The sequence below is a fragment of the Phaeobacter sp. genome, from assembly GCF_022825805.1.
In the GTDB taxonomy this organism is placed as follows: Bacteria; Pseudomonadota; Alphaproteobacteria; order Rhodobacterales; family Rhodobacteraceae; genus Phaeobacter.
Map to the genome: position 1 here is coordinate 22,515 of NZ_JAJDWC010000051.1, position 24,307 is coordinate 46,821.

Sequence of the window (24,307 nt, forward strand, 5' to 3'; positions counted from 1 at the left end):
ACAGGTCAAAAATGAAGGGCAGGCGCCGTGCCTGCCCTTTTCCGTTCGGCTCTCTTGCCTGTTGTTGAACCCCCTGTAACCGGGGGCGCATCAGAACAGTTGCAGGTCTTTCTGTCCGCTCTGAATTTCCTGCGCACTTGGCATGTTCTGGATGACAAAGGGGGCAGGCACAGCCCCTGATCCGGCCCCAGCGCCAGACGCACATCCCGGCATCTGCACCGTCGGTTTTACGGTCGCGTTGATGCCAAAGTGTTTGGGGTCCAACTCGCCCCGGATGTCGCGCAGCAGCGTTTTGTGATCGGGCATGGTCTTCAGGATCTGCGCCAGATCGACCTTTGCGCCTTTCCACCATTGATACCAGATCGGCTTTTTCAGCGGCCGCAGACGATCCCGGATCCCGGGGCCAAAGCCGGTGTCATAGACCTGTTTGCCCAGCAGCACAGTCTGATAGACGCGATAATCAAACAGCGTCGCAAACTCGATATCATGGGGCATCGGCAAGCGGTGCTGCCAGAGCTCCAGGTTCTCCGCCAACCGGTCCGGCACCTTCATCTGGGTGCGGGCGTCGATCCAATAGGGATCATCGGTACGGTTGCCCAGCTTGTAGTGCAGGCAGATGAACTCCAGTACCTCTTCGTACAGTTTGTCCATCTGGCGGTTGAACCGGCTGCGCAGGGCAGGGGATACCTCTTTGGTCGGGAGATGTTCGGCAAACCACCGCACCGCATGATCAATCATATGGATGGCGGTGCTTTCCAGCGGTTCGATGAACCCACCGGCCAGACCAATGGCAACGCAGTTCTTGACCCAGGCGTTGCGCACCCGTCCGATCCGCATCGGGATCACCCGGGGCGTGGCCCCTTTGCCGCTGTCGCCCAGCCATTCGAGATATTCATCCGCCGCCTGATCATCGGTCCGATGCGCCGAGGAAAACACATAACCGGTGCCCACCCGATTGTAGAGCGGCACCCGCCAGGTCCAGCCCGCACCCAGCGCGGTCGAGCGGGTGACACTCTCGATCTTCTCGGGATCGGGATGTTCGATCTGCAGCGCCATCGCACGGTCATTGGGCAGATAGTCCGAGTAATCCTTGAACGGTTCGCCAAGCGCCTGGTTGATGATCAGCCCGCGGAATCCGGTGCAATCGATCACGATTTCGATGTCATGGCGTCCGTTCTTTTCCAGCATCAAATGGCTGACATTGCCCTGCTCATCCAACTCGACCGAGGTCACCTCGTCCTGGATATGCTCGACACCGCGTTTGGTGCAGGCTTTGGTCAACATGCCTGCGAATTTCACCGCGTCCAGATGATAGGCATAGCCAAAGCGCTGCTCGAATTCCGGCTGACCCAGCGGTCGCGCGCCCTTGCACATGCGGGCCAGATCGTCATGGGGCGAAATCGACTGGGTGAAATCGCGATCCCCATTGCCAAAGCGCAGGAAATACTCTGCCGCCTCCAGCCCGTCCAGCAACTGGCCATGGGCAAAGGGGTTCACATAGTCGATGCGCTTGCCATTGGCATCATTATTCCAATTGCAGAACTTCACCCCCAGCTTGAAAGAGGCATTGGTTTCGCGAAAGAAAGCCCGTTCCGAAATCCCGGCCTGCCGCAGCGTTTTGGGCATCCGGGGCACGGTGGCTTCGCCGACCCCGACGGTGGCGATATTGGGGCTTTCGATCAGGCAGATTTTTGGCCGATCCTTGGGTCCTGATGTCCGCGCAAATTCCGTTTCCAGAATCAATGCGGTCATCCACCCCGCCGTGCCGCCGCCGACGATGGTGATTTTCCTGAGGCGTTTGGTCATGTCGTTCCGTCCCTATTTGTATTTTTTTTGAAGGGATCGTAGCGCAACTTTCTTACGTCTGGCTAGAAACATCGACGCAAGCGCCCGTGACCTCACGTGAAACATTTTAGGGTTGTGGTGGCGGGTAGCACATCGCCTGACATGCTGGTTTGGTTTGGCGGGTTTGGGCAGTCTTGGCGGAGTTTTATGTAATGAATTACAGGCGTTTAATGCGACTTTGATAGAGTTTCGCGTGATTTCAACCCTTGCGAAAACACCGGTCAACGCGTTCAATTTTGGCTGCGCTCCGGCCTATGATCCACGCCACATTCGACACGAATCTGCATCGGATCGGTGCGCGGCCATGGCAGCCCTTCTGGCAAAACGGTTTGCGAACACGGAGAGGCGCTGCTGGATCCTCACAGTTTGGATCCGGCCAGACATGATCCAGCCACACTCGATCCAGCCAGACGTGCTCCAGCCAGATATTGTCCAGCCAGAGCAGTTCCACAGAACTGGCGAGCAGACACAGCCATTAAACCCGGCCATAAAATACATGCATAAAACACAGGCATAAGTCATAGCGGCACAACAGCCGGGCGCAAAACCATGGCGCAATTGGGGGCATCACCATGACATCCACCACAAAATCCACCATGATATCAGGCTTGCGCAGCGCCGAATACGCCTGTGCGCTGCTATTGCAGGGGGATAAAATTCTGCTGGGTCGGCGAGCGTCGTTGCGGGCGACATATCCCAATTGCTGGGATCTGATCGGCGGCAAGATCGAAGCGGGTGAGACGCCCGAACAGGCGCTGCACCGAGAGCTGGCAGAGGAAGTCGCCATCGCCCCATTGGGCAGCACCTATGTCGAAACGATCCGCGACACCCATATCGACCCACAGACGCCACCGCTCTATCACATCTATGCCGTGCGAGCGTGGTCCGGCATTGGTGCAGCCACAGATACGTCATCTGCCCACACGCAACCGCCGCCGGTGATCAACAACCACGAACACAGCGCGCTGGAGTGGTTCACCGTCGCTCAGGCCTGTGACCTGCCGGATCTGGCCATACCCGACTACCGCCCCCTGTTCCGCCGCATGATCCCCGAACCCACGAGCTCCTAACCCTGTATAATCCCCTAACCCCGTGATCTCTTAACCCAGGGGCGCAGGCCGCATGCGGACGGGGGTTGTGGGTGTAGCTGACAGGGTGGCGGGACTGTTGGTGGCCCGCCGCCCCTTGGGTTTGTTTGCTGCCCGTCTGGTAGTAGGCGCCTGGGCCTTAGCCCTGTGAGGCCAGCGCGCGGTCGAGGGCGGCTGCGACGTGATCGACATCGTCAAGCGACAGGCACAATGGGGGCACCATGCGCAGGCATTGCTGGAACGGGCCGGATTTGGACAAGATGATGCCCTGTTCGCGGCAGGCTTCAAAGACGTTGGTGGTGGCCTCTTTGTCGGGGGTCTTGTCGGCGCGGTCTTTGACCAATTCGATGGCCAACATCAGCCCTTTGCCGCGCACATCACCGATGGTGGGGTATTTGTCCTTCAGATCGTGCAGCCGCTCGAGCAGCTTTGCCCCGACCACGCGGGCGTTGTCCTGCAGGCCTTCGTCCGCCATCACCGCCAGCACGGCACGCGCGGCCGCCGCAGAGGTCGGGTTGGCCCCGTAGGTGTGGAACATGAACTTCTCTGCCATGGGCGCGGCGATGTGTTTTTTCGCCACAACCGCCCCGATGGGAAAGCCGTTGCCCAGCCCCTTGGCCATCACCACGATGTCGGGCACGACGCCATCGGCCTCGAACCCCCAGAAATGCGCGCCGGTGCGGCCAAAGCCGGATTGCACCTCATCCGCAATATAGAGCCCGCCTGCCGCGCGGACGCGGTCTGCTGCGCCCGACATATAGCCGGGTGGCATTTCGATGATGCCGCCATAGCCCTGGACGCTTTCTACAAACATGCCCGCGACCTGGCCCGATGTGGCCGTGGCAATGGTGCGGTCGATTTCGTCGAGATAGGGCTGGGTGCCGGGGCCAAAGATGCCGCGATACTGGTTGGGTTCCGGCACAAAGGCCACATTGCCGGGCATGCCCGGATGGCGCCAACCGGAGATCCCGGTGATGGACTGCGCCGCTGCGGTGGGGCCGTGATAGGCGGTGCGCAGCGCCAGCAGATCAAGATGGCCGGTATAGGTGCGGGCCATGGTCATGGCGAGGTCGATGGCCTCGGAGCCCGAGTTGGTCAGATGCACCACCCAGTCATGGCCTTTGGGCATGGTCGCGGCCAGCTCTTCGGCGAGATGGGCCGGTGTCGGGTGGTAGAACATGGTGGTGCAATGGGTCAGCTCTTGGGCCTGCGCCGTGGCCGCGGCCACCACGCGCGGATGCGAATGCCCCACCGAGATGCAGACATTCATGCCCAGAAGATCGGTGTATTTGCACCCATCCGTGTCCCAGAGATACTGTCCGCGCCCTTGCTGAAACACGATGGGGTCGCGAAACGGGGTGAACCGGGTCAGAGAAGCGGCATAGAACTGGTCGCGGCGGGCCGCTGTATTGGCAAAGTCCCAATCGGTGTGCAGGGGGTGATCGGTCATGCGGAACCTCCGGTCTTGAGTCTGGTGTTGTCTGGATCGAATGGGGGGCGGGACAGGATGGTTGCAGCGCGATGCTGCCCCAGAATGGAGATCGTCAGCCCGTCGCGCGCGCTGGCATCGCGCAGATAGGCCAGCGCCAGCACCTTGCCGGTGCGGTGGCCAAAGGCGCCGGATGTGGCGATGCCTACGGGCTGGCCATCACGCCAGAGGGTATGGGCGTAGAAGGGATCGACCTCATCCGCGGGTGTTTGGCCTGCCTCAACCTCCAGCAGCACCATGTCCCAGGGGGTGTCGCGGGCCAGATCCGCACGCAGGGCTTTGCGCACAAATGGCGTCAGGCCTGCCTCCAGCGGGCTGCGCTCGCTCGTCAGATCACTGCCCCAGGCGCGATAGCCTTTTTCCAGCCGCATCGCATTGGCGGCATAGGCACCATAAAAGCCAAGACCATGTGGCCTGGCCGTCTCTTCCAGGGCCAGAAACAGGGCGACGGCGTGTTCGCGCACGACATGCAGTTCCCAACCGCTTTCTCCGATGTAGGACACCCGCAACGCGCGCACCGGCACATCGTGGAGTTGGGTTTCGCGGGCCTGCAGCCAGCCCATATCGGCCAGCTGCGGCAGCACCTCTGCGGCTTTGGGCCCCATGATGCCGATCACGGCCAGATCTTCGGTCCGGTTGCGCAGTTGCACATCATGCCGGGCTGCCACGTGGCGCAGCAGGTCGGCGTCTCTGTCTTCGGCGGCCGCCGCGCTGTTGAGATAGGCGTGATCCGCAGACAGGCGGCTCACGGTGAATTCCGACGCGACTCCACCTGCCGGGGTGAGCGCATGGGTCAGGCTGATGCGGCCGGGTTTGGGCGCGTGATTGGCGCCAAGATCCTCCAGAAAAGCGGTGACATCCGGTCCGGTGACATCAAATTTGGAGAACACCGACAGATCAGCCAGCGCCACGCGGGTGTGAGCGGCTGCCACCTCTGCGGCGACGGGCGTGAACCAGTTGGACCGGCGAAAGGTCTCTTCCGCAATGGCGCCCGGCGCATCGGCGAACCAGTTCGGCCGCTCCCAGCCGTGGGCCGCCCCCATGACCGCACCGCGCTGCACCATCAGATCATGCAGCGGCGACAGGCGCAGACCACGGCCAGCGGGGCGTTCTTCGTGCGGGTAGTGGACACCAAATTGCAGGCCGAAACACTCCACCGCTTTGGCCACGCGATAGTCGCGATCTGCCCAGCTGCCAAATCGGCGGCTGTCCACGGCCAGCGCATCCATCGGCGGTGCGCCATGGGTCATCCAATGGGCCAGAAACCAGCCCGCGCCGCCGCCTTCCATCACCCCCATGGAGGATCCGGTCAGCAGCCAGGCATTGTCCAGACCAAGCGCTGGGCCAATCAGCGGGTTGGCATCGGGGGTAAAGGTGATTGGTCCGTTGATCACCGATTTCACACCGCCGGTTTCAAGTGCGGGGATGCGTTCCATGGCGGCCAGAATGATCGGTTCCACACTGTCGAGATCCGGCGGCATCAGATCGGCGCCAAACTCCGGTGGGACACCGTCGACGGACCAGACTTTGGCGTCTTTTTCATAGGGGCCGAGGATCAGACCGTCGCGTTCCTGACGCACATACCAGCTCTCTTCCGGGTCGCGGATGATCGGCAATTCGGGCAGTCCGTCCTCGATGCGGCGGGCCACTGCGTCCACCCGGTCGGTGACCAGATATTGGTGCAGCACCGGCACCGACGGGATGTTCAGCCCCATCATCTTGCCGATTTCCCAGCCCCAGGTGCCCGCCGCGTTGACGATATGCCGGCTCTCAACCGCACCTTTGGCGGTGTCGAGCCGCCACTGCGCCCCTTGGCGTTCGATGGCCAGCACCGGGCAGTTGCGCAGGATGCGGGCACCGCCCCGGCGGGCCACCTCCGCCATGGCCTGCGTGGCAAGCGTGGGGTCCACATGTCCGTCATCAGGTTCATAGATGCCGCCGATCAGCCCCTCCAACTGCGCCAGCGGGAACAATTCGGCGATGCGCTCGGGCGTCAGGATCTGCAGCGGGTAGCCGGTAAAGGCCGACAGGCCCGCGACATGGCGAAATTCATCCATCCGGTCGGGGTTGCTGGTGATGCGCATCGCACCGGAGCGGTGAAACCCGCAGTCCCGCCCGGTTTCCTGGGGCAGGATATCGCGGTAGAGCCGCACCGAGGTGGCGCGCAGCTCCTGGATGGTGGGGTTATGGGCAAAATGCGTGCACAGGCCGGCGGCGTGCCAGGTCGACCCGTGGGTGAGATCGTTTTTTTCCACCAGCAGCACATCGGACCAGCCAGCTTTGACCAAGTGATACATCAGGGACACGCCCATGGCGCCGCCGCCGATGATGGTGACCTGGGCTTGTGTTGTCGCGCTCATCAGCCACGCATCCTTTCGCCTTTGGGGTCAAAGGGCGGGCGACGCAGGGGCTGCGCGCTATACTCCTGCCCGGCGACCCGAACTGTAAATTTCCGCTCGCATGTTTCGGCCAGCGTCTCGCCCGGTGTGACATTGATCATGGCAAAACACAGGTTCTGCCCCGTGCGTGGACCGCGCCCGCCAGAGGTGGTCAGCCCCACATGGGTGCCGCCTTCGAACACCGGTTCATCGTGCAACATCAGGGCTGCGCCTTCGATGTTCAGCAGGACCAGCCGCCGTTGCACGCCTTTGGCTTTCTGCTGTTCCAGTGCCGCCTTGCCGGTGAAGTCCTTGGACCAGTCGATGGTGAAGGCGAGCCCGGCCTCCAGCGGTGTGATGTCCGGGCCCAATTCGTGGCCCCAGTGTTTGAAACCTTTCTCCAGGCGGCAGCCGTCGAGCGCGAAATGACCCATCGGGCGCGCGCCGGCCTGCAACAGGCTCTGCAACAGGGCAGGGGCTGCGGCATTGGCCACCGTCAGCTCCCAGCCCAGTTCGCCCACGAAACTGACGCGGGTTGCACGGCACGGGATGCCGGAGATCACCGCCTCTGCGGCCTGTGCAAACGCCATGTCGGGAAGATCGCCCAGCCCCTGCAGTAGGGCGCGGCTGCCAGATCCCATGACGCCGATGGTGCAGAAGTCTTCGGTCACATCCGTGATGCGGAGATCCTGACTGAGTGCCGAGCGCAGGGTGCGGCGCAGGAAAGCGAGATCGCGCGCACGCGTGGCGGCCCCCGAGGTCAGATGGAAATGATCCTTCGCCAAACGGGTGATCGTCACATCCATCTCGATCCCGCCACGTGGGTTCAGCAACTGCGTGTAGACCGCCCGCCCAATCGCCACATCCATCTGCGCGGTGGTCAGCTGGTTCAATGCCGCGCAGGCGGAGGCGCCGGTGATATCCACCTTGGTAAAGGGGCTCAGCTCCAGCAGCGCGCAGCCCTCTGCCAGTTCCGCAGCCTCGGCCCTGGCGAGGGGCCACCAGCCCTGGGCGGCGACGGAATAGGGTTGCTGCGGGCCATAGTACAAACCGCGCTCCCATCCAGCGGTCAGGCCGAACTGCGCGCCTTGGGCGGCCCATAGATCATGCAGCGGCGTTTGGCGCAGGTTGCGCCCGGCCTTGGGCTGTTTGTAGGGCCAGTGCAGCGCAAAGAGGTCGGCGACGGCCTCTTTCATGCGTGCGGCCATGTGATCGGGGGTCGCGGTGGCGGGATCCACCCGCGCGACATCGACCTCCCACAGATCCATTGACGGGTGGCCATCCACGATCCAATCCGCAAGCTCCCGTCCGATCCCGGCCGAGGACATGACCCCCACGGAATTCATGCCCGCTGCCACAAACAGACCATCGATATGGGTTTCCCCCACCAGCGGGCGGGTGTCGGCGGTGAAGCTTTCGGGGCCGTTCATGAAATGCTGGATGCCTGCGGTTTCCAACGCGGGGCACAGCTCCAGCGCGGCCTCCATGAAGGGGGTGAATTGATCCCAGTCTTCCGCCATTTCCAGAAACGGTCGGTTGCCCTCGGGCCCGTAGGGGTTCCAGCATTTGGCGTTGGGTTCAAACCCGCCGATCACCAGTTTGCCGGCATCGCCCTTCAGGTAGATGCCGCGGTTCAGATCCCGGATCACCGGGAAGGGATGGGGCAGATCGGGCAGGGGTTCGGTCACCACATACATGTGTTCCACGGCTTGCAGCGGCAGCGCCACATCGATCCCTGCCGCCAATTCGCGCGACCAGGCTCCGGTGGCCAGCACCACGACATCCGCCTGCATGTGGCTGCCATCGGCCAGGGTGACCCCGGTGATCCGGGAGCCGTCGCGCAGCAGGGCGGTGACAGCGGCCTGTTCGCGCAGATGGACCCCGCGGCTGCGCGCCGCTTTGGCGTAGGCCATACACAGATCGACGGGGTTCACATTGGCGTCTTCAGGCACCTGCAACGCGCCCAGATGCTGGCGCAGATCAAGATGCGGCAGCGGCACATCCTGCGCGGCGATCACCCGTGGGTCGAGCCCGAGGGTCTGGCCCAGATCGGCGATGCGGTGCAATTCATCCAGCCGTGCGGCCTCCCGCGCCAGCCAGTAGCCGCCGGTTCTGCGATAGCCGGTGGAGAGACCGGTTTCAGCCTCCAGCGCGGGAAAGACCTCCAGCGCGGCCATGGCCAGCCGGGTCATATTGGGGGTGGCGCGCAGCGGGCCGACAATGCCTGCCGCATGCCAGCTGGTGCCGGAGGTCAGTTGATTGCGCTCCAGCAGGGTCACATCATCGGCCCCGCGTTTGGCCAGATGATAGGCGATGCTGAGCCCGATGGCGCCACCGCCGATGATCAGGATACGGGGCATCAGAAATACTCCCGGTCCGGCACTTCGGCCTTGCGCGCGGCGATGTAATCCAGCAGCGCCGCGTCGATATCGGGGTCGAGACCCGGGTCGCTGTAGCTGTCCAGCTGGGCTTTCCACAGGGCGTTGGCGCGGGTGCCGGCATCTTTTTCGCCCGCCGCCTGCCACTGTTCGAAAGAGTTGTCATCGGGGGTCCAGGGCCGGAACAGCGCGGACATGAAATTCGCCTGCGTATGCTCGGAACCGAGGAAATGCTGCCCGGGGCCGGTTGCGGCAATCGCCTCCATCGCCTGGGCGTTTTCGCTCATGTCGATGCCGTCGAAGAAGCGGCCAACTTTGCCGCAGATATCATGGTCCAGCATGGTTTTCTCAAACGAGGTGACCAGCCCCCCTTCGAGCCATCCGGTCGCGTGGTTGATCAGATTGGCCCCGGCAAAGAGCGACATCATCAGGCCCCAGGTGGCTTCCTGCTGGCTTTGGCCGTCGGGCAGTTTGGACGCGCTGAGCGTGCCGACCGTGTGCAGCGGCACCCCAAGACGGCGGGCCAGTTGCCCGGCGGCCAGCACCAGAAGCCCGGCCTCTGGCGTGCCAAAGGTCGGAGCGCCGGATTTCATCGACATGGTGGAGGCGAAACTGCCCATCAGACAGGGCGCACCGGGACGCACCAGTTGGGTCAGGGCCATGGCGGCCATGGTTTCGGCCAGAACCTGCGCGAGCGTGCCAGCCACGGTGGCGGGCGACATCGCGCCGGTCAGCACCCAGGGCGTGCAGGCCACGGGCTGGCCTGCCTTGGCGTAGGTTTTCAGCGCGCCGGACATATGGCTGTCCATGACCAGCGGCGCATTGGTGTTGGACACGCAGTAGAGCACCGCGTTTTCGGCCACGAAGGCTTCGCCAAACAGGATCTTCGCCATGTCGATGGCGTGGCCTGCACGTTCGGCCCCGATGAAGGCCCCCATGAAGGCGCGGTCAGAGTGGCGGATATGGCCATAAAGCATGTCGAGGTGGCGTTTGTTGGCGGGCAGATCCACCGGTTCACAGACCACCCCGCCAGAGTGATGCAACCAGGGCAGGGTGTGATGCAGTTTGACCAGATCGGTGAAATCCTGATGCGAGGCATAGCGTCGGCCGCGGTCCAGATCATGCACAAAGGGCGGGCCCCAGGCGGGGCAGAGCACGCTGGCATCGCCGCCCAGCTGGATCGTATTGGCGGGGTTGCGGGCATGTTGCTGGAATTGCGCCGGTGCCGTCGCGGTGATCAGGCGGCGGCACAGCCCCGGCGGAAAGCGCACCCGCGTGCCGTCGATGTCACAGCCTGCATCGGCAAACAGGGTCAGGATTTCCGGGTCGTCCTGAAATTCCATGCCGGTGTCGGCCAGGATGATGTCTGCGTTGGCTTCGATCTGTTCCAGACCGGCCTCGCTGAGCACGTTGAACGTGCCAAGCTGGCGCTGGATATAGGGCGCGCGCGCGGTGTCATCGGGGCGGGTCTTGGCGCTTCGGCGGCGGCGGGAAGAACGTGGAGCTGTCATGGCCAAAGTGTTTGCGCAGCGGTTGACGAAAACCAAGAAAATCCCAACAGTATAAGTCAGAATTATACTAAGGATGATGCCGCATGGATCAGCGTAACCTCTCTCCCCGTCTGATGCGGTCGCTGGAAGTCTTTGTTGCTGTTGCAGAAACCGGCCAGATGCGCGCCGGGGCGCGGCTGTTGAACCTGTCGCAGCCTGCGGCGTCGCAGCATATCACCGCGCTGGAGGCGGCCTTTGGCACCACGCTGTTGGATCGCAGCACCCGGCCCGCCCGGCTGACCTACGCGGGCGCGCGGCTGCATGGAAAGGCGCAGAAAATTCTGGATGCGCTGTCGGATATGGAAACCGAGCTGCGCCACGTGGGGCAGAAATCACTGTCGCTGTTGCGGGTGGGGTTGCAAGCCTCCATTGCCACCACGCTGACGCCGGGGCTGATCGAGCTGGCGCAACAGGATTTCGGGGTCGAAGACATCACCCTGCACGCCGGGCAAAGCGGCAATCACGAACATCTGCTGCGCACCAAACAGGCGGATCTGGCGATCACCTCGAACCCGTTTCTCGATATGGACGGGCTGGAGCGTCATCCGGTGCTGACCGAAAACTACCTGCTGGTGCTGCCTGCGGGGTATGACGGGGCGACCAACAGTCTGGAGGCGATCCAGACCCGGCTGCCGCTGGTCCGGTTTGGCGATACCACCAATGCCGGGCGGCAGATCGCGCAGCATCTGCGGCGGTTGCGGTTTGAGCCCCGCAAGGTCATTCAGGCCGACCGTTCCAGCATGGTGACCTCCTGTGTGGAGGCGGGGCAGGGCTTTAGCCTGCTGACGCCGACCTTGTTGATTGACGGGTTGGTTGAAAACATGGGGCTGCGGCTGTGCAAATTACCGGTGGTGGGGCTGTCGCGCACCCTGACCGTGGTGGCGCGCAAAGACGAGTTGCAGGGGTTGCCGCAGGCCTTTGCCGCGCTGTCCGAGCGGGTGCTGCGGGACAAGATCTCTGACTATATGGGCGAAATTGGCCGCAGCAGTATCCGCCCGGCGGAGTGACCGAAGAGCGGGTTTGGGCAGCCGGTTTGGGCGGTGGATTTATGTAGCGCGCAGCACTGTGTGGCGGCCTGCCCATAGGCGGCCGCGGGTTGGGATGTGAGGCATCCGCCCTCGGGTGGACAATCACCCGCGGGATTTCGGTGCGACACCAAGCTGTATTGAACCAAACTGTGTCAATTCAAACTGTGTTCAGCAGATCCCACCTTGTCGGTCACTCTTTCCTGCGGTGGATTTTTCCCTTGGTGTTTGGTCGGTCTTTCAGTGGGCATAAAGTGGACGGCGCCGCCACGGGGGCGGAGGTGGTCAGGCCAGCGGCCTGCGTGCGTAAATCCTTGCACAGCCCCAGACTGTAGGGGCCCGGTTCCTGGATGGGCCCGGGGTGCCAGACCCGGGTCCGATAATCGCGATTGGCCCCAGTATAGCGCTGCGATCTAAACGAATGTTCAGCGATGCGTGCGCAGGGGTTACCATTTGTTAACCTTGTTGCCCGCAGGGGTCGCCGCCGCAGGCTCAATACCCGAGATTGCGGTCAACCTGATGGAGAAACGGCTCTGACGCCTCGCCGCGGCGAATGTTCTCGGCAATGACACGCGCGGCCGTGATGCTGCGGGTTTCGGCTGCGATATGGGGTGTGACGGTGACATTCGGATGCGCCCAATAGGGGTGGTCTGCGGGCAGCGGTTCGATGCGGAACACATCGAGCGTGGCGTGCCCAATCTGGCCGCTGTCCAGCGCCGCCAAGAGCGCGTCATCGTCGATCAGCGGACCACGTCCCGGATTGATCAGCCGTGCGCCCCGCGGCAGCATCGCCAGGGTTTCCCGGTTCAGGGTGTTTTCGGTGGCGGCTGTGTCCGGCAGCAGCAGGACGACGATTTCCGCGTCGCGCAATGCCTGCTGCAATCCCTCGCTGCCATGGCGGCAGCTGATGCCCTCCAGCGATTTTGGCGAGCGCGACCAGCCGGTGACAGGAAAGCCAAGCGTGGCCAGCATATTGGCGCAGGCCTGACCCAGCGCGCCGAGGCCCAGCACGGTGACGGGGCGTTCCTCTGCCAGCGGGGGAACACGCGGTTGCCAGCGGTCCTGGGTGTGGATCGAACGGTCGATATCAAGATGATAGCGCAGCACATGGCCGCAGACCCATTCCACCATGCCGGCGGTCAATCCAGGGTCCACCATCCGGCACAGCGGCATGGTCAGGGTTTGATTGTTGGCGATTTTTTCCACCCCGGCCCACAGGCTCAGCACGGCCTTGCAGCGGGTGTAGGGCGTGAAGTCCTGCAGGTCGCCATTGGGGGCATAGATCACATAATCCACCGTTTCGGGGGCGTGATCGCGGCGCAGATCGACCTCCAGCCCGGCGGCGGCGAAGGCATCCCGCAAGGGGGCTTCCTGGCTCTCCCAACGGTCGGAGCGGGCGGCATATTGAACGGTGATCATGTGGCAAATACTCCGGCCATATCCACAAACCCTTTGATTTCAATCGGGTTGCCTGCGGGGTCTTGAAAGAACATGGTGCTCTGCTCGCCCGGCTCCCCGGCAAAGCGGGTGGTGGGTGGCATGATGAAATCGATCTCGGCTGCGACCAGACGGTCAGCCAGCGCCTGCCAGTCGGCCTGGGGCAGGATCACGCCGAGATGTGGCATCGGCACCATATGTTCGCCGACCCGCCCGGTTCTGGCGGTGGCAAACACTGGACCGAGGTGGAGCGAAATCTGGTGGCCGAAGAAGTTGAAATCGACCCATGTGTCGGTGCTGCGGCCCTCCTGACATCCCAAGAGACCGCCATAAAACGCGCGCGCCTGGTCGAGGTCATCGACGTGATAGGCCAGGTGAAAAATACTCATCTCTCTGCTCCTTGATGTCCTGGGTCAAAGGAATAGGAGCAGCCGTGCGGAATGGATAGGTGGTTTGTCCCGCTAGACCGTAAAAATGCGCGGTGGCTGGCCTGTTTTGGTATCTGGCCTGTTGCGGTGGCTGGCCCGTTCTGGTGGCGGACAAGCCTAGCGCGGGCGGTGGATATTGGCGCTTTGCACCAGACCGAAGGCGCCCATCAGCACCAGCATGACCGATCCGCCATAAGACACCATCGGCAGCGGCACGCCCACAACCGGGGCGAGCCCCATGACCATCGACATGTTGACCGCAAAGAACAGGAAGAAGGTGATGGCGATGCCGAGGGTCACCAGAGAAGAAAACCGATCCTTTGTGGCCAGTGCAGAGACCACGCAGAAGATGATGATCAGCATGTAGATGAACAACAGCGTGAAGCCGCCGATAAAGCCGAATTCCTCCGCCAGGGTGGTGAAGATGAAATCGGTGTGTTTCTCCGGCAGAAAGTTCAGCTGCGATTGCGTTCCCTGCATGAAACCGCGCCCGGACCAGCCGCCCGAGCCAAGGGCGATCTTGGACTGGGTGATGTGATAACCGGCGCCCAGAGGATCCTGCGAGGGGTCGAGAAACGTGTCGATGCGGCGGAACTGATAGTCTTTCAGCAGCTGCCAATCGGTGCCCCGGCTCTGGAAGACGGAGAAGATCAAGCCGACCACGCTGCCGATGACGGCGGCGAAATATCCCCAATGCACGCCTGCCAGAAACATCACCGCGCCGCCAGCGGCCATCAACAGGATCGACGTGCCCAGATCCGGTTGCTGAAGCACCAGGAAGGTGGGCAGCAGGATCAGAACGACCGGGAATATAACCCACTGCGGGCGTGATGTTTTTTCCGGTGGAAGCCAGTCATAGAAGGCCGCCAGCAGCATCACCATTGTGATTTTCATCAATTCCGATGGCTGCAGCCGCATGAAGCCCAGATCGATCCAGCGCTGTGCGCCCATGTTTTCTTCGCCAAAGAACTCCACCCCGATCAGCAGGGCAAAGGCACCCAGATAGGCGAGGGCAGAGACATTGCGCCAGAACCAGATCGGCGTCATTGCCACCACCAGCATCACCACGAGGCCCAGCACGAAGCGTTCCATCTGCAGTTCGGCCCAGGGGGAGAAGCTGCCGCCGGCCACGGAGTAGAGCATCAGAAAGCCAACGCAGGCGACGCTGATCAGCAACAGCGTCAGTGGCCAGTTCAGATAGAGGATCTTGCGAAACCCGGTTGGGACGCTTTGCGCATTGTTGGCAAGATAGCTCATCAGATGGTCTCGTGTTCTGCGTGGCGGTTGATGGGGGCTGGCGCGGGATTAGGCCTGCGCGGGATTAGGCCTGGCTGCTGTCGTTGGGGCGTTTGCGTTTCAGGCGTTCCTGTTCCAATCGTTCCTGCTGTGTCTTGATGCGGTCACGGTCCTTGGTCGGATAGGCATCGAGGGGCGGCGTGCCGCCATAGAGCGCCTGCAACAGCACGTCGCGGGCGATGGGTGCAGCGGCCTTGGAGCCACCGCCGCCATGTTCCACCACGACGGAGACCGCGTATTTGGGGTTGTCATAGGGGGCATAGGCCACGAACAGAGCGTGGTCGCGCCGTTCCCAGGGCAGATCTTCGTTGCGGATCACGCCCGCGGCGCGTTCGGCTGCGGTGATGTTGCGCACCTGGCTGGTGCCGCTCTTGCCTGCCATGCGCATACCGTCTGCGATGATCCGAGAGCCGTAGCCGGTGCCACGCCGTTCATTGCTGACCGAGAACATGCCCTTGCGAATGGTGTTGAGGTTGGCGGCACTGACGTCGATTTCGGCGCCACCGGTGCTGGGCTGTTCGATGCCATCGATGGATTTCAGTAGCCTGGGTTCCAGCGCGCGGCCACTGGCCAGCCGGGCTGTCATCACCGCCAGTTGCAGCGGGGACGCCAGCATATATCCCTGCCCGATGGAGGCGTTCACTGTGTCGCCCACCAGCCAGTCCTGACCATAGGTTTCGGATTTCCACGCCCGGTTTGGTGCCAGGCCACGGGCGACGGCGGACATCGGCAGATCGTGGCGCACACCGAGGCCAAAGCGCTGGGCCATGGCCGAGATCTTGTCCATGCCGACCTTGATGGCGAGGTCGTAGTAGTAGACGTCGCAGGAGCTTTTGAGCGAGGTGTTGAGATCGACATGGCCGTGGCCTGCGCGTTTCCAACAGTGGAAGCGGCGGCCAGAGACCTCCATGTGGCCGGGACACCAGACTGTTTCTTCCGGCCCAACCAGCCCCTCTTCGAGAGCGGCGAGCGCAGTGATCATCTTGAAGGTCGAGCCGGGCGGGTAGGTGCCTTGCACGGATTTATTGGCCAATGGGCGGTATTTATCATCGGTCAGCATGCGGTAGTCCGCTACTGAGATGCCGCGCACAAACAGATTTGGGTCAAAGCTGGGCGAGGAGGTGATGGCGTGGATATCGCCGGTTTCGCAATCCATCACCACGGTGCTGGCGCTTTCGGACCCCATGCGGGCCTGGGTGTAGCTTTGCAGTTCGGCATCCACCGTCAGCTGCATGTCGGCCCCGGCCTCGCCTTCGCGGCGGTCCAATTCGCGCATCACGCGACCTGTGGCGTTGACCTCGACCCGTTTGGCACCGGCCTTGCCGCGCAGGCCGCTTTCGACCTTGGCTTCGAAACCGACTTTGCCGATCTGAAAGCGGGGAATGCGCAGCACTGGTTCCGGGTCAGTCAATTTGCTGAGGTCATAGTCCGACACCGGCCCGACATAGCCGACCACATGGGCAAAATCCTCCAGCTGGGGATAGACCCGGGTCAGCCCGACCTCTGGGGTGATGCCCGGCAGCGCAGGCGCGTTGACCGCGACCTTGGAGATGTCGTCCCAGCTGATCTGATCCGCCAGCGTGATGGGCAGAAACGGGGGCGAGCGGCGCATCTCGGCTTTGGCGCGTTCGATGTCTTCGGGATCAAGAGGCATCAGCTGGGACAGGCTGTCGATGACCTCATCAACGTCACCGGCGTCCTCCGGAACGATGGTGATGCGATAGGATTGGGCATTTTGCGCCAGCACCATCCCGTTGCGGTCGTAGATCTGGCCGCGGGCGGGTGGGATCAGCCGGATGTTGATCCGGTTTTCTTCGGCCAGCAGGCGGAACTGATCGGCCTGATCCACCTGCAGATACCGCATCCGCATCGCCAGCCCACCAGCAAAGGCCAGTTGCAACCCGCCCAGCAGGATGGCCCGTCTGGTCAGTTTGCGATGTGCGCTTTCGACGTCTTTGTTGTTGCGTTTCATCTGCGGTTTCCCAAAGCTTCGGCGTCAGCCGGGGACAGCTTGCGCACGCCCAGCAGATTCTGGCTGATCAGCACCATCAGCGGATAGGCCACCACTGTTGCCACCATTTGCAGCAAAATCAAACCCAAGGACGGTTGCACCACCCCCAGCATGGCAAGGATCAGCCGGTTCGCCAAGGTGATCGCAACGATCACCACGCCGACGCTGATCCATTCCCCGACAAAAGCGGTTTCGCGATGCGGCTGGGCCTGGGTTTTCAGCACGCTGCAGCCCAACACCACCAGCAGGGCCATCAGGCCCGGAGGGCGCTGAAACAGCAGATCCGCCATCAGAAAGGTCACGGCAATTGACAGGGTTGGCAGGTAGTCGGGCCGCCGCACCACCCAGGCCAGCGCCAGCAACAGCAGCAGATCCGGTGGTGCCCAGCGGCTGGGCAGGGTGCTGAGCGGCAGCAGATGGAAAAACGCAATCAGCATTGCCAGCATCGGAAAGGCGAGCCGCATCAACCAGATCCGCATCGGGGAGATGGTGTCAGCCATCGTCAGCCCCAGAGATCTGCGCGCCGCCCAGACCTTCGGGGCGGGGGATATTGACGCCGGGCGCGGGCACGATCAGGCCGCCGGGGTCCTTGATCACCTCGCTGCCGTGATGGCGCAGCACCCGCAGAAATTCCAGCCGCTCATAATCGGCTGACAATCGCACCCGCAGCCGATCAAACCGGTCCTGAGTGACCTGCCCGATCAAGAGCCCTGCGGGAAACACATTGCCATCACCAGAGGTGACCACCCGGTCGCCGGGGCGGACCAGATCGGGGTTTTCGAGGAAATCGATCACCGGTGCCAGACTGTTGTCGCCCGCAATCAGCGCGCTTTGGCCCGAGGGCTGGATCGTGGCGGGCACCGAGCTGGAGGCGTCGGTCAGCAGGATCACCCGCGATGTGTCCTGGCCGGTGCCGGAGATCCGACCGACCAGACCGATCCCGTCCATCGCGGCCCAGCCATCGCGCACCCCATCACGGGCGCCGACATTCAGAATGACGGATTGGCGAAACGGCGAGCCGCTGTCGGCCATCACCACGCCGGTCACATAGGTGAGTTTCGGATCCAGCCGCACATTGTTGAGATCCAGCAGCCGGGCGTTTTCCTGCTCCAGCTGTAGAGCGGCCTCTTTCCAGGCGCTCATCTGGCGTAATTCGCTGCGCAATTCGCGGTTTTGTTCTGCCAGCCGCTGGTAGCTTTGGAAGTCGCGGAAGAGGTTGATGGTGCCTTCGACCGGGACCATGGCCCAGTCCATGTTGGGGATCACTGCATCGACGACCTGAGCGCGAAAGCGCTCTACCCGCGGGCTGTCGATCCGCCAGACCAGAAATATGGCCAGCAGGCACAGGCAAATCACCCCGGTCAGCAGACGCCTAAGCGGAGCTGCGTAGTCTTCTCGCTGGGAGCGATCCTTGGCCAAGTCTTCCCTTCCTCAACCTCGGGCCTTTCTCAACCCGTAAGGCCTGCCTCAAACTGGGCACGGCCACCACGGGGGGTGGGCCGCAGGCTCAGCTGTCGTAGTCGATGGCGTGGGCCAGCTGTTTTTCGTATTCCAGCGCCTTGCCGGTGCCAAGCGCCACGCAGTTCAGGCTTTCATCCGCGATGGAGACGGCAAGACCGGTCTGCTCACGCAGGGCCAGATCCAGATCGCCCAGAAGCGCGCCACCGCCGGTCAGCATGACGCCGCGATCAACGATGTCTGCCGCCAGGTCCGGTGGGGTGGTTTCCAGCGCGGTCATCACCGCCTCGCAGATCTGTTGGACCGGCTCGGCCAGGGCCTCGGCCACCTGGGCCTGGCTGATTTCGATTTCCTTTGGCACCCCATTCAGCAGGTCGCGCCCGCGGATCTGCATCGACTGGCCACGGCCATCGTCGGGCATCCGGGCGGTGCCGATGGAGGTTTTGACCCGCTCTGCCGTGGCTTCCCCGATCAGCAGGTTCTGCTGGCGGCGCAGGTAGGAGATGATGGCTTCGTCCATGCGGTCACCGCCGACGCGGACGGAGCGGGCATAGACGATATCACCAAGCGACAGAACAGCCACCTCGGTGGTGCCGCCGCCAATGTCGACAACCATGTTGCCGGTGGGGTCGGTGATCGGCATGCCAGCCCCAATGGCGGCTGCGATGGGTTCGGCGATCAGACCGGCGCGACGGGCGCCTGCCGACAGCACGGACTGACGGATCGCGCGTTTTTCAACCGGGGTGGCACCGTGGGGCACGCAGACGATGATTTTTGGCTTGGAAAAGGTGGAGCGTTTGTGAACCTTGCGGATGAAGTGTTTGATCATCTCTTCGGCGGTGTCGAAATCCGCAATCACACCTTCGCGCATGGGGCGGATCGCTTCGATGGAGCCGGGGGTCCGGCCCAGCATCAATTTGGCATCTTCGCCGACTGCGAGGACTTTTTTCACCCCATCCTTGACGTGATAGGCCACAACGGAAGGTTCTGACAGAATGACGCCGCGCCCTTTGACGTAGACCAGCGTATTGGCTGTTCCGAGGTCAATTGCCATATCGGACGTGAACAATCCGCCAAGACTTCCGAAGATCGACATAGAGTAGGGTCCTGTAAATTCTGCCACCAATTCCGCGACTCTGATGAGGGCGGCTCTTTGTCTTATAAGCAGCGCCTGCTGCTCGCGAAAGGGAAGATTGGGGCCAAATGGCACCTTTCCGCCGCCGGGCAAATGACCGCTTGTCATGCGATCTGGTTTTGCAGGCAGCGCGTCTTTCGGCGCTGCGGCATCCGCTGCACTTGTCCGCTGCATTGGACCGCTGAACTGGTCCGCTGAACTGGGATGGCGCCATAGGTGGCAGCCCGGCAGGCGATGGGTGCGGTGGTGGCGGCGCGTCAGCTGTTGCGCGCGCGGGGGTGGGCGAGTGTGGGTTGGCCGTGATCTGCCTCTTTCGCAGGGCGGGATTTGACGCTAGAGGACGGGCATGCTGTCCTATCAACATATCTATCACGCTGGCAATCTTGCCGATGTCCAGAAACATGCGCTGCTGGCGCGGATGCTGGACTATCTGACCCGCAAGGACAAACCGCTCAGCTATATCGAGACCCACGCGGGTCGCGGTCTGTATCAGCTGGATGCGGCCGAGGCGGTCAAAACGGGCGAGGCAGAGGCAGGGATCAGCCGTCTGCTGGATGACGCGTTGCTGGCGCAGGATCACCCGTTGGCGGAGGCGATTGCCAAGACGCGCGATACACATGGACCTGCGGCCTATCCCGGCTCGCCCATGATTGCGACGCATCTTTTGCGCAGCGGTGACAGTTTGACCTTTGCAGAATTGCACCCGCAGGAAAACGCGGCCCTCCGGCAGGCGTTGCGCCCCTATGGTGCTGCGCGCAGCACACGGGTGCATCAGCAGGATGGGTTCGAACTGGCGCTGTCGATCGCGCCGCCTACACCGCGCCGGGGGCTGCTGCTGATCGATCCCAGCTATGAAATCCGACAGGATTACGCCCGCATTCCCGGCATCATCGCCAAGCTGCACCGCAAGTGGAACGTGGGTGTGATCGTGCTGTGGTACCCGATCCTGACCGATGGGGCACACAAACCGATGCTGACCGCCCTGCAGGCGCAGGATCTGCCCGGTGCGCTGCGCCATGAGGTGACGTTCCCACCCGCCCGCAAGGGGCATCGTATGGTGGGGTCGGGCATGTTCGTGGTGAATGCCCCCCATGGCACCGAAGAGGAAGCGGCCCGGTTGACCAAACTGTTCCACCAGCTGAGCTGATCCGGCCTTTGCGCTGACCTGGCCTGTGGGTTGTCCCACGCTGCGAATTGATTTGGTTTGGCACGGCAGTCAAACGGAAAAGGCCACCCGCTGGGGTGGCCTTCGTGCGTTACAGATGCGTTTCAGATCAACGGGTTGATCAGGTGACGTCCTTGTAGGAGATCTCCCGCGCGTCGGCGCCTTCGCCCATTTTGTTGCGGCGTACGATCAGGCGGTTCAGCGCGCTGATATAGGCCGCAGCCGAGGCCACAACAGTGTCGGTATTGGCGCTTTCACCCGTAGCGATCACCCCGTCCTCTTCCAGCCGGACAGACACAGTGGCCTGCGCGTCGGTGCCTTCGGTCACCGCATGCACCTGATAAAGCTGCAGATGCGCGGCGTTCGGGTGGATCTTGCGGATCGCCTTGAAGGTCGCATCCACCGGGCCATCGCCCTCTGCGGTTTCGGTCACATCCTTGCCGTCGACTTCCATTTCGATGGTGGATTCCGCGGGACCGCCGGTGCCGCAGACAACCTTCATCGAGACCAGTTTGAGGTGATCATCCTCGTCACCACCGGTGCGTATCAGGGCGACGATATCATCGTCGAAGACCTCTTTCTTGCGGTCGGCCAACTCTTTGAAGCGGACAAACAGATCCTTCAACTGGTTGTCGCCCACCTCGAACCCCAGCTGGTTCAGCTTGTCGCGCAGCGCGGCGCGGCCGGAGTGTTTGCCAAGCGGCAGCGAGGTGCCTGCAATCCCCACATCTTCGGGGCGCATGATTTCAAAGGTTTCTTTGTTCTTCAGCATGCCATCCTGATGGATGCCGCTTTCGTGGGCAAAGGCGTTTTTGCCGACAATCGCTTTGTTCGGTTGCACCAGAAAGCCCGACACGGTGGAGACTCGCCGCGAGATGTGCATGATTTTCTGGGTGTCGATCCCGGTGCTGAACGGCATGATATCACCGCGCACTTTCAGCGCCATCACGACCTCTTCCAACGCGGTGTTGCCCGCGCGTTCGCCCAGACCGTTTATGGTGCATTCGATCTGCCGCGCGCCGCCCGCCACAGCGGCCAGCGCGTTGGCGGTCGCCATGCCAAGGTCATTGTGGCAGTGGGTGGCAAAGATTACATCATCAGCGCCCGGAACCGTTTCGATCAAACGTTTGATCAGATCGGCGCTTTCTGCGGGGGCAGTGTAGCCGACCGTGTCGGGGATGTTGATGGTGGTGGCGCCGGCTTTGATGGCGATTTCGATCACCCGGCAGAGGTAGTCCCATTCGGTGCGGGTGGCATCCATTGGCGACCATTGCACATTGTCCACGAGGTTGCGCGCGTGGGTCACGGTTTCGTGGATCTTCTCCGCCATCTCATCCTTGGTCAGGTTGGGGATGGCGCGGTGCAGGGGCGAGGTGCCGATAAAGGTGTGGATACGGGGCTGCGCGGATTTGCGCACGGCTTCGGCGCAGCGGTCGATGTCCTTGAGGTTGGCGCGCGCCAGACCGCAGATCACGGAGTTCTTGGAGCGCTCTGCAATCTCGCTCACCGCCTTGAAGTCGCCTTCGGAGGCGATGGGGAAACCGGCTTCGATGATGTCCACGCCCATATCGTCGAGCAGTTCAGCGATCTCGAGCTTTTCATCGTGGGTCATGGTTGCGCCCGGGCTCTGCTCGCCATCGCGCAAGGTGGTGTCGAAGATCAAGACGCGATCTTTGTCAGCTGCAGTCGTCATGTCGGTATCTTTCTTGTCTGTCCTAAAAACCAATCCGTATGGCGCGCATGCCTTCCCCTCTGAGCGGGCGCGCCGGATGGCACGCTCAGAGGCGGATTAGGATCAGTAGGGCGCGCAGATCTGCACCGCGGAGCGCGGTGGCGGAGCGAAGGATATCTGCACGCATGGTCATGACGCAGAGTTATACAGAGCCGGATGCGAATGGAAAGACAGAATTTCACGCAAAAAGCGCAAAGCACGATTGGCCGGTCGAACCAGCGCACACGGCGGAGATGACCCGCATGAGCCGAAGGGCAAGCGGATGGGCGCCTGTCTGGGTGTATGTCTGGGTGCATATTTGGACGCGGGCCGTGCTGTCGTCGTGGCCCGCGTCAGGCTGCGGTCGGATCAGTTGCCTGTTGCGTTGCTGTCGGTGCTGTCGCCTGCGTTTTCAGATGTACCCTTGGCCGTGGCACCCTCTGCGCCCGGCTCGCGTTTTAGCGCGCCATTCTCCCAGGTGCCTTCGGCCTGTTCGCCGCTGGCATAGCGCATCACACCCGGACCCTGACGTTTGGAGTTGAGGAAACTGCCCTCATAGATATCGCCATTGGCATATGTGGCGGTGCCGGTGCCACTGATTTTGCCTTCTTTCCAGTCGCCTTCGTAGGTGAAACCATCGGCCATCACGATCTTGCCGGTGCCATGGCGCTGGCTGTTGGCAAAACCGCCGGTGTAAACCGACCCGTCAGGGTAGGTCACAACTGCATCGCCGTGGCGTTCGCTGTTCAGCCAGCCGCCTTCGTAGCGGTAGCCATCGGGGTAGGTCAGGACGCCTTGGCCGTGATTTTTCGCATTCTTGAAGTCACCGGTATAGACCAACCCATTGGGATAGGTGGTGGTGCCGCGGCCTTCGATCACGCCTGCAACCCAGTCACCATCATAGGTGGAGCCATCGGGGTAGGTGATTTTTCCGGTACCATCGGCGAGATCATCGCGGAACTGCCCCTCGTAAACGGATCCATCGGGGTAGGTGACCTTACCCTGGCCTTCGATTTGACCTGCCCGCCAGCTGCCGGTGTATACATAGCCGTCGGTCTTGGTGAAGGTGCCTTCGCCGTGGCGCAGATCATCCTCGAAGTTGCCAATGTAGATGTCGCCGTTGGCGTGGATCTGCTTGCCTTCGCCCTGGCGGCGACCCGCCACCAGCGGGCCTTCGTAGATATCACCGTTGGGCTGGGTCAGCCGGCCCTCGCCGTTCATCTGGTTGTCGGCCCATTCGCCCTCGTAGATCAGCCCATCGGTCATTTCCAACCGGCCGGTGCCATCGAGCTGGCCGTCGCTGACATCGCCCTCGTAGACTGCCCCATCAGGATAGGTGATGCGGCCTTTGCCCTGTTTCTTGCCGTCGACCCAGTCGCCTTCGTAGATGTAGCCGCCCGGATTGGTCATCGTGCCTGTGCCGTGATGTTTGGCATCGCGAAAGCCGCCTTCGTAGCGGGCGCCATTGGCATAGACTGCGATGCCGTTGCCGTTGATCACACCATCGGACCATTCGCCTTCGTAGGTGCCCCCGTCGGCAAAGGTGATGCGGCCCACGCCCTCTGGCTTGCCCTTGGCAAATTCGCCTTCATAAACAGAGCCATTGGGGAACCGGGCCACGCCACGGCCGAGCACTTCGCCGTCGACCCAATCGCCGCTGTATTGATAGCCGTTGGGCAGCGTGTAGGTGCCGGTGCCGTGCTGCAGCCCGCCCCGGAACGTGCCCTCGTAGATGCCGCCGATTTCGTCCTGCGTGGTCAGGACCTTGCCATCCTCGTCCTGGCCGGTGCTCTGGGCCTCAACTGCCGTGGGATACAGGAGAGGCGGTAGGGCGGTGCTCAGCGCCAGCGCAGAGGTGAAAAGGGTCGCATTGAAAAAGCGTGTCATCTGAGATCTGCTGGTCATATCAGGGC

17 protein-coding genes are annotated in these 24,307 nt (G+C 62.4%); 3 read left to right on the forward strand and 14 right to left on the reverse strand.

The annotated features are described in order from the left end of the window. Positions 1 to 90 precede the first annotated feature (90 nt). Positions 91 to 1,806 (reverse strand): tryptophan halogenase family protein, encoded by a 1,716-nt coding sequence (locus Q0C28_RS05595; RefSeq protein WP_293573667.1) that lies wholly within the window; start codon positions 1,804 to 1,806, stop codon positions 91 to 93. A gap of 611 nt (positions 1,807 to 2,417) precedes the next feature. Here Q0C28_RS05595 and Q0C28_RS05600 point away from each other — a divergent pair. Then, positions 2,418 to 2,915, forward strand: a complete 498-nt coding sequence (locus tag Q0C28_RS05600) for an NUDIX hydrolase (protein WP_293573668.1) — start codon at positions 2,418 to 2,420, stop codon at positions 2,913 to 2,915. A 157-nt stretch (positions 2,916 to 3,072) separates the two neighbouring features. Here the strand turns inward: Q0C28_RS05600 and Q0C28_RS05605 are convergent, their stop codons facing one another. Genes Q0C28_RS05605 through Q0C28_RS05620 form a run of 4 tightly spaced genes read right to left on the reverse strand, consistent with a single transcriptional unit; the run spans position 3,073 to position 10,689 of the window. Next, a complete protein-coding gene (locus tag Q0C28_RS05605) occupies positions 3,073 to 4,383 on the reverse strand; it encodes an aspartate aminotransferase family protein (RefSeq protein ID WP_293573669.1) in 1,311 nt (436 codons plus the stop codon). After that, on the reverse strand, positions 4,380 to 6,782 hold the full coding sequence (locus Q0C28_RS05610; protein WP_293573670.1) for an FAD-dependent oxidoreductase: 2,403 nt from the start codon (positions 6,780 to 6,782) through the stop codon (positions 4,380 to 4,382). Before Q0C28_RS05610 ends, Q0C28_RS05605 begins: the two co-directional genes overlap by 4 nt. Beyond that, positions 6,782 to 9,160, reverse strand: coding sequence for an FAD-dependent oxidoreductase (locus Q0C28_RS05615; protein ID WP_293573671.1), 2,379 nt, complete (start codon positions 9,158 to 9,160; stop codon positions 6,782 to 6,784). The genes Q0C28_RS05610 and Q0C28_RS05615 overlap by 1 nt, the downstream gene beginning before the upstream one ends. Beyond that, a complete protein-coding gene (locus tag Q0C28_RS05620) occupies positions 9,160 to 10,689 on the reverse strand; it encodes a trimethylamine methyltransferase family protein (RefSeq protein ID WP_293573672.1) in 1,530 nt (509 codons plus the stop codon). Before Q0C28_RS05620 ends, Q0C28_RS05615 begins: the two co-directional genes overlap by 1 nt. 83 nt (positions 10,690 to 10,772) lie before the next feature. On the opposite strand from Q0C28_RS05620, the gene Q0C28_RS05625 reads away from it, so the two are divergent. Continuing rightward, positions 10,773 to 11,735 (forward strand): LysR family transcriptional regulator, encoded by a 963-nt coding sequence (locus Q0C28_RS05625; RefSeq protein ID WP_293573673.1) that lies wholly within the window; start codon positions 10,773 to 10,775, stop codon positions 11,733 to 11,735. A 510-nt stretch (positions 11,736 to 12,245) separates the two neighbouring features. Here the strand turns inward: Q0C28_RS05625 and Q0C28_RS05630 are convergent. The 7 genes from Q0C28_RS05630 to Q0C28_RS05660 all read right to left on the reverse strand — a co-directional run bounded on the left by Q0C28_RS05630 (position 12,246) and on the right by Q0C28_RS05660 (position 19,479). Next, entirely contained in the window at positions 12,246 to 13,172 is a 927-nt protein-coding gene (locus Q0C28_RS05630; protein ID WP_293573674.1) for a glyoxylate/hydroxypyruvate reductase A, read from the reverse strand. Further along, positions 13,169 to 13,579, reverse strand: a complete 411-nt coding sequence (locus Q0C28_RS05635; RefSeq protein WP_293573675.1) for a VOC family protein — start codon at positions 13,577 to 13,579, stop codon at positions 13,169 to 13,171. The genes Q0C28_RS05630 and Q0C28_RS05635 overlap by 4 nt, the downstream gene beginning before the upstream one ends. 156 nt (positions 13,580 to 13,735) lie before the next feature. After that, complete coding sequence (rodA, locus tag Q0C28_RS05640; protein ID WP_293573676.1) at positions 13,736 to 14,875, reverse strand: rod shape-determining protein RodA; 1,140 nt, start codon at positions 14,873 to 14,875, stop codon at positions 13,736 to 13,738. Between the two features lie 64 nt (positions 14,876 to 14,939). Next, complete coding sequence (mrdA, locus tag Q0C28_RS05645; protein WP_293573677.1) at positions 14,940 to 16,886, reverse strand: penicillin-binding protein 2; 1,947 nt, start codon at positions 16,884 to 16,886, stop codon at positions 14,940 to 14,942. Beyond that, the gene (locus Q0C28_RS05650) at positions 16,883 to 17,425 is read right to left on the reverse strand and encodes a rod shape-determining protein MreD (protein ID WP_293573678.1); all 543 of its coding nucleotides are present in this window, start codon (positions 17,423 to 17,425) and stop codon (positions 16,883 to 16,885) included. Before Q0C28_RS05650 ends, mrdA begins: the two co-directional genes overlap by 4 nt. Beyond that, positions 17,418 to 18,344, reverse strand: coding sequence for a rod shape-determining protein MreC (mreC, locus tag Q0C28_RS05655; RefSeq protein WP_293573679.1), 927 nt, complete (start codon positions 18,342 to 18,344; stop codon positions 17,418 to 17,420). Before mreC ends, Q0C28_RS05650 begins: the two co-directional genes overlap by 8 nt. A gap of 88 nt (positions 18,345 to 18,432) precedes the next feature. Then, positions 18,433 to 19,479, reverse strand: a complete 1,047-nt coding sequence (locus Q0C28_RS05660) for a rod shape-determining protein (RefSeq protein ID WP_293573680.1) — start codon at positions 19,477 to 19,479, stop codon at positions 18,433 to 18,435. A gap of 385 nt (positions 19,480 to 19,864) precedes the next feature. Between Q0C28_RS05660 and rlmJ the strand changes: the two genes are divergently transcribed. Continuing rightward, on the forward strand, positions 19,865 to 20,665 hold the full coding sequence (rlmJ, locus tag Q0C28_RS05665; RefSeq protein ID WP_293573681.1) for a 23S rRNA (adenine(2030)-N(6))-methyltransferase RlmJ: 801 nt from the start codon (positions 19,865 to 19,867) through the stop codon (positions 20,663 to 20,665). A gap of 139 nt (positions 20,666 to 20,804) precedes the next feature. Here the strand turns inward: rlmJ and Q0C28_RS05670 are convergent, their stop codons facing one another. Further along, positions 20,805 to 22,376: a 2-isopropylmalate synthase gene (locus Q0C28_RS05670; protein WP_293573682.1), complete on the reverse strand. Its 1,572-nt coding sequence runs from the start codon at positions 22,374 to 22,376 to the stop codon at positions 20,805 to 20,807. 387 nt (positions 22,377 to 22,763) lie between these two features. Next, entirely contained in the window at positions 22,764 to 24,281 is a 1,518-nt protein-coding gene (locus Q0C28_RS05675) for a 2-isopropylmalate synthase (protein WP_293573683.1), read from the reverse strand. Positions 24,282 to 24,307: the final 26 nt, after the last annotated feature.